At 44.2% G+C, this 10,267-nt stretch carries 9 protein-coding genes; all 9 read left to right on the top strand.

The features are described from left to right. The coding region (locus tag VK541_RS11500; protein ID WP_324370166.1) for an alkaline phosphatase PhoX at window positions 1–623 on the top strand (623 nt) is incomplete at its 5' end. Between the two features lie 345 nt (window positions 624–968). Continuing rightward, the gene (locus VK541_RS11495; protein ID WP_324370164.1) at window positions 969–1,895 is read left to right on the top strand and encodes an Rpn family recombination-promoting nuclease/putative transposase; all 927 of its coding nucleotides are present in this window, start codon (window positions 969–971) and stop codon (window positions 1,893–1,895) included. Window positions 1,896–2,632: 737 nt separating this feature from the next. Then, entirely contained in the window at window positions 2,633–3,220 is a 588-nt protein-coding gene (locus VK541_RS11490; RefSeq protein ID WP_324370162.1) for a sigma-70 family RNA polymerase sigma factor, read from the top strand. Continuing rightward, window positions 3,217–3,975 (top strand): hypothetical protein, encoded by a 759-nt coding sequence (locus VK541_RS11485; RefSeq protein ID WP_324370160.1) that lies wholly within the window; start codon window positions 3,217–3,219, stop codon window positions 3,973–3,975. The genes VK541_RS11490 and VK541_RS11485 overlap by 4 nt, the downstream gene beginning before the upstream one ends. A gap of 14 nt (window positions 3,976–3,989) precedes the next feature. Then, on the top strand, window positions 3,990–5,360 hold the full coding sequence (locus VK541_RS11480) for a S8 family serine peptidase (RefSeq protein WP_324370158.1): 1,371 nt from the start codon (window positions 3,990–3,992) through the stop codon (window positions 5,358–5,360). A 10-nt stretch (window positions 5,361–5,370) separates the two neighbouring features. Next, the gene (locus VK541_RS11475) at window positions 5,371–8,139 is read left to right on the top strand and encodes a CHAT domain-containing protein (protein ID WP_324370156.1); all 2,769 of its coding nucleotides are present in this window, start codon (window positions 5,371–5,373) and stop codon (window positions 8,137–8,139) included. A gap of 103 nt (window positions 8,140–8,242) precedes the next feature. After that, entirely contained in the window at window positions 8,243–8,641 is a 399-nt protein-coding gene (locus tag VK541_RS11470; protein ID WP_324370154.1) for a hypothetical protein, read from the top strand. A 71-nt stretch (window positions 8,642–8,712) separates the two neighbouring features. Next, window positions 8,713–9,210, top strand: coding sequence for a hypothetical protein (locus VK541_RS11465; RefSeq protein ID WP_324370152.1), 498 nt, complete (start codon window positions 8,713–8,715; stop codon window positions 9,208–9,210). A 7-nt stretch (window positions 9,211–9,217) separates the two neighbouring features. Further along, a complete protein-coding gene (locus VK541_RS11460; RefSeq protein ID WP_324370150.1) occupies window positions 9,218–10,159 on the top strand; it encodes an HTTM domain-containing protein in 942 nt (313 codons plus the stop codon). Window positions 10,160–10,267: the final 108 nt, after the last annotated feature.

Below are 10,267 nucleotides of genomic sequence, written 5' to 3'. Positions count from 1 at the left end.
AGCTGCAGTGCCTGGCCATCAGCGCATGGGAAAGTGCAGATACGCGCAATTATGAAACGCTGACTACTGAGCGTTTCCCCGAAAAGAAATCCTTTGAGGTCAAGTGGATAGATCTGGACGACGTTGAAGCGCCTGACAGCGACTTGAGATTGCGGGGCTTTAAATTAGGTGCTGCACGGTTTTCAAGAGGTGAAGGGATTTGGTATGGCAAGAACGAACTGTTTTTTGCCTGTACCGATGGCGGTAAAAACCGGAAGGGACAGATTTTTAAATACACACCAAGCAAGTTTGAAGGGCAGCCCGGCGAAAAAGATGCACCAGCTAAGCTCGAGTTGTTCCTGGAACCCAATGATATTGAAACTTTCCAGAATTGTGATAACCTGACCATTGCGCCATGGGGTGATGTGATCATTTGCGAGGATAAAAAAGACCCGAGGATCGTAGGGATTACTCCACAGGGAAAAACCTATGTCATCGCGAAGAATATTGGTTACCGGAGTTCAGAATTTGCAGGGCCTGTATTTTCTCCTTCGGGAAATACGCTTTTTATAAATATCCAGTCACCCGGGCTGACCCTTGCCATTACCGGTCCCTGGAAAAATATAGAAAGCAGTAAGGTCTGATGCGTAAAAATATAAAAACCCGGTGTATATCGGCAGCCACAAGCATGTACCAAAGCTCATAGCCGGGCATAGTTACTTTCAATGTCGAGTAATATACTCCATGTTTCATTAAATTCTTCCCCACTTAATCTAATGTATCCAGGACAAACCACAACAGGGAAGGATCGAGACAAGAGGTAGAGCTAACCTCAATATTCTGGATAAAATTTCAAATTATTGAATATATATTAATTAAAAATGAATTACAATATAAATATTTGATTTAATAAAAATCACAATGATTAATAAATGCTTTGTAAACTAAAATAGGCCGTATATATTTGGCGACAAATAACTGTTATTTATATGCCAAATCGACCAAAGCCAACGACCTTTATAGACCCATTTGTAGATTGGAGTTTCAAACGTCTATTCGCTTCTGAAGAAAGTAAACCCATTTTAATTGGTTTGTTAAATCAAATATTTAAAGGAAGAAAATATATCACTGCCATTGAGTACGGCAAAAATGAGCATCCGGGAGAAAATGCTAAAGAACGAGGTGTCGTATTTGACGTGACCTGCACAGATGCTGATGGGAGCAAATTCATTATCGAAGTTCAGCGGGCTTCTCAGGAATTCTTCATTGACCGAGCACTTTACTATGCTTCCAAGGCAATTAGTGAGCAGGCACTAAAGGTCAAAGGCAAAAAGTGGAACTATAAACTTAAGGAGGTGTATGTAATATCCTTTTTAGAAAATTTTAGATTGCCCAACAGTCTTCCTTCAGCCTACGTACATGATATATGCCTGACAAACAGGTATACAGGCAAAATATTCTACGACAAAATGGGGCTTATATTCGTAGAGATGCTTAGCTTTGTAAAGAGTCCGGTAGAACTGGAGACCGATCTTGACAGATGGTTATACGCGTTAAAGCACTTAACCGAATTTAAGGAGCGCCCTCCATACCTAAATGGCTCGGAATTTGATCCATTATTTGATCTGGCGAAATATGCCAATTTAAACAAAGAGGAAAGAAATATGTACAATGATAGTTTAAAGCACAAATGGGATAATGAAAATGTAATGGATTATGCTATTAAAACTGCGAAGCAAGAAGGACGGGCTGAAGAGCGTGCTAAAGCCCAGCAGGAGCTCGATAAAAAAAATCATGATTTCGTAGCAAATCTACTTACTCAATTCAATTGTTCTGATGAACAGGCTGCTTCAGCGGCAGAAGTTACTATCTCTTTTGTTAAAAAAGTCAGGAAAGAATTATCAGCTAAAAAATAATACTACCAAAATATTCAATTCTGCCTGGCATTATCATGCTGGGCTTTTTTATGCGATGTCTGTTAGATAACCACACCATCAAGTCAGTTAATTATTTTTTAAGCTTCTTATAGAAAATGTTAAAATAATATAGCCATCTATTGTAAAGCGCCATTTACTGATAAAAACGAAGTTTTTATTAAGGATCTATGATGTTGATTCTAAAACTGGGGCGCCGGGTAATGACCTTTGCAGTGAGATTATTGAGGTACAGAATTTGGATGTAAAAGGCGATCAGTCCAATGGCTGGGTACTGACTTATGATAACCAGTGGAAGCTTTACAATTATTTTGCTCCTTACCTGACTGACTTTGCAATTTCTACCGTGGTTAGCTACTGAACTAAATGGTACATATAAGGCGTTATGACAAAATGATATTTTATAATATTATTCTTCCTTATTCTAATTTTAGGTATGTATTTCAACGAAAGTGGTTCTTCGTCACTTGGTTAGGTCAGGATTAGTTTACGGAATATATTTTCCTGAGCTGAGACGGATAGGGCATTGCGGGATTTTGGAGCGGGTGCAGGGGGATTTTGTAATCGGAATTGAGGGCAATACAAACGTGGCTGGAAGCAGGGAGGGTGATGGGGTGTATAGAAGGATGAGGCATAAGAGGAGTATAGCGAAGTTCGCGGAGTGGTTATGAAAATATAATAACTATTATTGTAACTTAGCTAGTACATTAGTTTACATAATGGCTTTACATTCAGATACTGAAATTATTGAGGGGCTGAAGGGAGGTGGATCACAAAGACGAATTTTTGAAAGAGATTTGTATCAGGGATATTTTTACCTGATCAGTCACGGCGTCAAAAAATATAACATCACAGCTGAAGACGCCGCCAGTGCGTACTCTGACACCATAATCAGCATCATTGATCACATCGTTGCAAACCGGTTTGAAGGGCGTTCAGCCTTGAAATCTTATGCCTATCAAATTTTTTCCAACAAATGTGTTGACCTTTTGAGAAAAGACACGACTAATAAGAGGAAAGCTGATCATGGTACGGCTCTGGACAGCTTGGTGTTTGAGCTTCCCGATAAGGCGAGAAATGCAATTCAGCAGATCATCGCAAAGGATGAGTGGAGGTATATGATGCAGAAACTACAGGAACTTGGAGAAAAATGCAAGCAGGTGCTGCTTTTTTTTGAAGATGGGTACAGTGATAAGGAGATCGCAGGTTTTATGGAATACAATTCGGCAGAGGTGGTCAAAACAAGCAGGCTGCGCTGTCTGGATAAGCTAAGAAAAATGATGGGTACTAATGATATTGTGAAATGAATGACCTGATGTCCTATATCGCCTCCTATTTTGAAGGTTCCCTGAAGCTGGAAGAACGTGCATTGTTTGAAGAAAGGTGTGTGTCTGATCCTGAATTTGCCAAAGAAGTCGCGGCTTATATCGTGATGAGGGATTCGCTGAAGCAAGCGCTGGCCGGACAAAAAAGAACTGAATTTGCAGGTCTTTATGAAGAAACAAAGGGCAGTGAGCAGGAGAAGAATGCGGAGGGGAGCAGGCCCTACTACCTGTTTAAGAATTTCGCATGGTATGCAGCTGCTGCCTGCATCGGTCTGATCGCTACATGGCTCATCTTTTTCAGAAGCCCTGAACCGGAAGACCTGGCGCAGGAATATGCGGCGGCAAGCTTTAGCACGCTGAGTACGACAATGGGCGGTGTGGCAGCAGACAAAGAGGACATGCAGCAAGGCATTGCTGCTTTTAATGCAAAGCAATATAAAAAGGCATTGCAGGTCTTTCAGACGCTGAGCGCTGATTCGGCCGCAAGGCCCGAAGCAGTCAAAAATCTCGGCATCACGTACCTGGTGACCGGTGATTACAGCAATGCGATCATACAGTTTGATGTGCTGGCGAAAATGAACCTCTACATCAACCCGGGACTGTTTTACAAGGCGGTGGTGCTGATGAAAAGGGGGCAGGACGGAGACAGGGTAATGGCAAAAAAATGCCTGAAGCAGGTGGTAGACCGGGATCTGTCGGGGAGCAGAGAAGCTAAAATTTGGTTAGAAAAATTATAAAAATTCCTATTCGTATGAACAGTAAACAACAGCAGCCCGACCGGAATTATGGTCCGGTTTGGATCAGTAAGCGCAATGAAAAGACCGAGCGTTTACTCAGCCGATCGTATCGTAAAGACCAGATCCTCGTTTTCTTTAAGAAGAAGCCCACAGAAAAGAACATTCAGGTGATCAAGGAGTCTCTTAAAAAGCAAGGTTTTAAGACAGATACCATCAGGATCAGCTCCTGCGGAAATTGCGATATACCGGTACAGCTCTGGTCGGCCAAAGGAATCCACAACCTGATCAGCGGCGATTCGCTTAAAGCAGGTTCGGGGCCTCCCTCCACTACCGTTGGTGAATCTTATGCGCTCAATTTTTTTAACTCCCTTCCGGCAGACCCGCAAAAGAGATTTGAGGCAAAACCAAACAAGGGAAATATCCCGCAAAGGAAAAAACAGGAGATCGTAATCGCCGTTCTGGACACTGGTGTGGACACCAACCTCGTAGATCCGCAATACCTATGGAAGGAAAACGATAAAACGGTTGCTGCGGAATGTTATCAGCATGTACATGAAGGCTGGAATTTTGTTGGGAACAATGGGGTCTACCATGACGACAATCCCAATAAGCATGGCAGCATCGTCAGCCAGTACATCATCAATCAGTTTAAGGATGTTAAAGAAAACGGGGTAAAGATCATGCCGCTAAAAACGCACGACAAAGATGGAGTGGGCGACCTTTTCGGAACCATTTGTGCCATTAATTTTGCGATTGCCAAAGGCGCGCAGATCATCAATGCCAGCTGGGGTTTTTATTATTATTACGAAATGCCGGTCCCTTATTTAAAAACACTGATTACCGGTGTCCTGCGAAAAAAAGGAATTCTTTTTGTGACCGCTGCGGGCAACATGATCGATGCCGATGATGCCATCGCCAGGCAGATCTACCAGATGGAACATGGTGTGATCCTGACAGACGACCAGTTGCGTGACATTGCCATTCACAATTTTTATCCGGCACATCTGAGTACAGGCACCAACAGTGTGATCGCCGTGACCACTACGGATGGGAATACGGTGACTCCGACTCAAAACTATTCCAGAAAATTTATTGATATGGGCGTGCTGGCCGACCAGGTATCGCGTACCGGGATGAAATTTAAGCTGCCTTTTGACACGGGCACTGAACCTCAATTCATCAGCGGGTCTTCATTCGCTGCCGCTATTGCCAGTGGCATTATAGGTGCTTACTGTAAAAAAAGCCTCTATGTGCCCAATATTAAAAAAGCTGATTTCCTGTCGGCCCTTCAGGCGCAGCCTAATGATGACGGCACTGGAAATGTACTGGCGAACAAAATTGTACTTGCAAAAAAACACATAAAAAATGGTTCCTGTGTAAAATAGATATACCCTGATGCGGCGTTTGTTTTTGTGTTTGACCGTCTTTGTACTGGCAACTTTTATGCCGGGAGAGGCTGCTCATGCCCAGTGTATTTCAGATGCGGAACTGACAGAGAAGGTAAACGAGAAACACAGCGATACCGACATTTCTTCTGTAAAAAAAGTCCAGCTGCTGAAAACACTGCAGACCGGCTTTTTGAAATGCGGCAGGCCCAGGAATAGTGCCTATGCCCAGCTGGCGCACCGGCTGGGCGACAGCTACAGCAAAACGGACGACCAGGAGCGGGCGATCTTTTATACCAAAGAAGCAGCTGCTGTAAATTCCTCAGGCAATGCAGCGGCAGACCCCTCTTTTTTGGCAAACAGCTTTTTTAACCTGGGCATATTCTACAAGCGGCTGAACCTGCTCAGAGAATCACATTACTATTTTGACAGATGCATCGCCGCAGGCAGTAAATTTCCAGCCAAGTATTTTATCGTATTTATGGCTTTTGAACAAAATGCCTATGCTTATTACCAGACTGGTGACTATCAAAAGAGCGTAGAAGTGGCCGATGAGGGTTTATCATTTGCACGGGAAGCCGGGGATGAAAATGCCAGGGCACCCTTACTTGCCCAAAGGGCACAAGCTGCCGTAGAACTCGCACGCTTTCAGGAAGGGGAAGCGAATGTGAAAGAAGCGATCGCTTTATTGGAAAAGACAGGGTCTGATGCAGCCCATCTTGCCACGAGTTATTCGGTGTATGCCGATCTGCTGGGTAAAAAAGGCGATGCGAAAGCTTCGCTAAGTTATTACAGAAAGGCTAACGAGCTGAACAGGGCCAACGGTAACCTGGAGCAATGTGCCCGGGATCTCCTTGACCTGGGCAGCGTGTATGCAGATGACCTGGCACAAGGCAAAATGGCAGTATATTGTTATAATGAAGGCGTAAAACTTGCCCGGAAAACAAACGACCTGTACCAGCTGGCCGCCCTGTACTCCAATATAGGAGTAGTTTACGGACAGGAAAAGAAATACAGCCGAGCACTCAGCTACTACCAGAAAGCGCTGAATATACTGCCTTTGAGTTTTACAGATTCTTCTTTGAAGGCAAATCTGAGCGTAAATATGCTAAACCTGGTTTCTAACGATTATTTCGTGACCACCATCATAGCGAACAAGGGCAGTGCCCTGCTTGAGCGCTATAAGCAGTCTGGAGATCAGGAAGATCTGAAACTGGCGCTGGCAACTTTTGAAGTGGCCGACCATGCCGTAGATGTGATGCGCTGGAAGCAATACGGAGAGCAGTCCAAGCTGGTCTGGCGGCAGAAGACCAAAGAAATGTATGAACGCTGCATCGCTGTTTGCTTTTATCTGAAGGATGTGGAAAAGGCCTACTATTTCTTTGAGAAAAGCAGGGCTGTATTGCTCAATGACCAGCTGAGCGGCGCTGCGGCCGAAAAACACATTGCGGAAAAAGACCGGAACAGAGAAAAACTGCTGCGGGTAAAAAGCTATGTCCTGAGCCAGAAATTAATGGCCTCGATCCAAAATGCAGGTCAGTACGCGCGGCTGAAAACGGAATGGCGTGATGCGCAGGACAAATGGGAAAGCTTTATCGGGAACCTGGAACAGAGATATCCGGCTTATTATCAGTATAAATATGACCGCTCTGTATATCCTTACAAAGCTATCCGTAAAAAACTCGAAGCGGATAAACAATCGCTGGTTGAGTATTTTACGGGAGACACTGTAATTTATGCGCTCTTACTTTCCCCCTCGGGGCAAAAGCTGCTGAAGGTAAAATATCCGGATTACAGCAAAGATGTGAGCGCACTGCTTGCGCTAAGTGCTGACCAGTCCCTGCTCAATCAAAATTATGACCGGTATTGTTCCCTTGCCCATGAAGTGTACAACAGGTTGTTCAGGCCTTTGGACATTAATCCCGGACGGGTCGTCATTTCTCCGGATGATCACTTTATCCCTTTTGACGCGCTGCTTTCAGATCCAGGTTCAAAAAGCAGTTTTCTGGCTAAACAATATATTTTCAGCTATGTCCATTCCATGCGGGTGCTGATGAAAAAAAGCAACAGCAGCAGCAGCAATACAAATACGTTTCTTGGTGTAGCACCTGTCAATTATAAACCGGGCTCCGGTTTGTCGTCCCTGCCGGGCTCCGACAGATCACTGATGACGATCGCCGCGGGGTTTAAAGCTTCAAAACTGCTTACCGGAGCGGAAGCTTCCAGGTCTGGGTTTTTAAATAACCTGACAAAATATCAGCTGCTGCAGATCTATGCACATGCAAACGCAGACAGCGCCAATATGGAGCCGCGTCTTTACCTGGCTGATTCCGCAGTTTATTTATCAGAGGTACAGCAGCTGGCGTTTCCAAACACTGATTTGGTGGTGCTGTCTGCCTGCAATACCGGCGTAGGCCGCTATGCGAGCGGGGAAGGCGTGTTCAGCATGTCGCGTGCATTCATGACAGCCGGGGTGCCCGCAAGCCTGACCAATCTTTGGCAGGTAGACGATAAGGTCACTTATCAGCTCACGGAGTCATTTTACAAATACCTGCAGCAGGGCATGCCAAAAGACGAGGCCCTGAACAAAGCGAAGCTCGAGCTCCTTACGGACGGGGACAAACTTCACCAAATGCCATACTTCTGGGCGGCCGCCATCCTCATTGGCAATACAGACGCCATAGACCAGCCCAATACTGCAAACCTCTATTTTTGGATTTTAATTTCTTTGCTGGTATTCATTTCAGCCTTGTTTTTTCTGGTTAAAAGAAAAAAGTAAAAAAGTTTATAAATGTTGTTTCCCTCTCCGGGAATGTCACGACTAATGTAATAAGTCTAGACCGCTAATAAACTTTAAATCATTTACCCTAAAAAACAAGAAAATGAAAAATCTATTTATCCCTATGTGTGCCGCTCTGTTTTTACTGTTTGGTACCACTGCTTCAAAAGCGCAGGACACTGCAAAAGGCCTGATCATCAACACCAGCTCACAGGCTGAAGTAGACAAAATTGTAGCGTCTCTGAAAGGAGCTGATCCTGCAACTTATCGCCTTACTGTTAACTATGGTGCAGCACCATTGTCATCGGTAGGCAAGGTTGGCGGTTCTTCTGTAGCCGTTGGATCTGGAGGCATTGCAGCTTCTGACGTGATCCTTGCTGTGAAAGTCATTACCACTGGTAAAGACCTCCAAAACTCCATCATCTCTAAGCTCAACAGCAGCCTGACCAAACAATCGTTTAAGTCGGTAAAAGCTAGCGCGCTTCGCGGCGGAGGACTTTAAATTTAATCATCTGCCTATGGTGCGGGCGGGAAATTTCCGTCCGCATTTTTTTAACCCATAAAAAAGGAACCATGAGCTTTAATATAAAAAACCAGGTAAAAACCAAACTGATAAAGGGTTTTCTGATCTGGCACCTGCTGGTCGTTGTACTGGGCTCCGGGCTGATCAGGATCAGCAATAAAACACTCGAAGGTGTCTTGCTCAGGTATTCTTCCTGGACAGGCGGTGGTTTTGGCTATAGTTTCTTTTCTCCCAATGTAGGCAATCAGACAGTGATAAAGACTTACACCATGACAAAAGGAAATGTGCTGAAACAAGACGCTTTCGGAACCGGAGATAACCTTTTTGACTGTCGTTTTTCAGCTGTGATCCACACTTTCAGAAACCAGAAAGCATACGAGCTCATGTCAAGAATAGTCGCCTCTTATCTGTTTGCCAAGTATCCCGGTGCGGGACCCGCGTTCATATCGGTAGGCGAGTATGTTCCTCAAAGTATGGCGGAATACAGAACACTCAAAAAGGAAAGCCGCTTCCGGGAAATATACAATGGTACGTATATGCTTAATTAGGAAAAAAATGAAAACTTTAGCATTAAACAAATATTTAGAGTTTGCCGTTCTGCGTGTCGGAGTGGCCATTACCATACTCTCAAAAATAGCTGTGGAATTCAGCTACACCGATCTGTTGTACAGTCAGAAGGGAATTATTCAGGCTTTTTTATCTGAACCGCTGAAAGTTACCTATTCGGTTTCGTTGCCGGACGTGATTGTTTTCCTGGGTATCCAGAATGAACACCTTTTCCTGAAGATGCTGTATGTACTGTTTGGGATTTCTGCAATGATGCTGCTCATTGGTTTTAAAACCAAGATAAATGCAGGGATATGTCTTTTCATACACATGATTGTCTTTAACGGTTATAACCTACTGACATTTGGTTTTGACGGCTTTTTGTTTTCCCTGTTGTTCTATACCCTGATCTTCCCTGTACAGAAAGTGTTTTCGATCGACCGCTATCTCAGTAAACAAGAAGAAGAGGAAATCCTGCCGGAAACTTATCGCTTTTATGTAAGGATATTGCAGGTTCATTTGTGCATTGTATATTTTGTGGCAGGCTATTCAAAGCTGGGCGGCCAGGAATGGATGAACGGAACCGCGATATGGAGTGCCATTAATCAACCGCAGTTTTATACCTGGTTTACACCAATGATAAAATCAGTGGCCAGTAATCCGGCGGTATGTGCCGCACTGACCTGGGGAACACTTTGTGCAGAAAACCTATTTCCTTTACTGATCTGGGTCAAATGGGGCAAAATACGGATGGTTATGCTGGTGGGGATCGTGCTGATGCACGTGTTTATCGGCGCGGTAATGGGACTTCAGTTGTTTGCCTGGATCATGATCGTGTTTGACCTGAGCGCATTTGGCGGTATATTTAGAAAAGAAAGTGTTAAAATCAGCGTGCCTCAGCCAGGATTCAAGGCCTTTGAAGACAAGTACCCACATCAGTTGTATTTATGATCGCTATCCTGATTGAGGCTGGAATTGTCTTTTGTATCCTTCATCGCTACATAAACCATTAGGGAAATGAAGATACAGGCAGTGATGTACCAGTAATAATAGGACTCG

The organism is Pedobacter sp. (assembly GCF_035317785.1).
Classification (GTDB): domain Bacteria; phylum Bacteroidota; class Bacteroidia; order Sphingobacteriales; family Sphingobacteriaceae; genus Pedobacter.
This window is presented reverse-complemented; position numbering and strand designations above follow the sequence as displayed.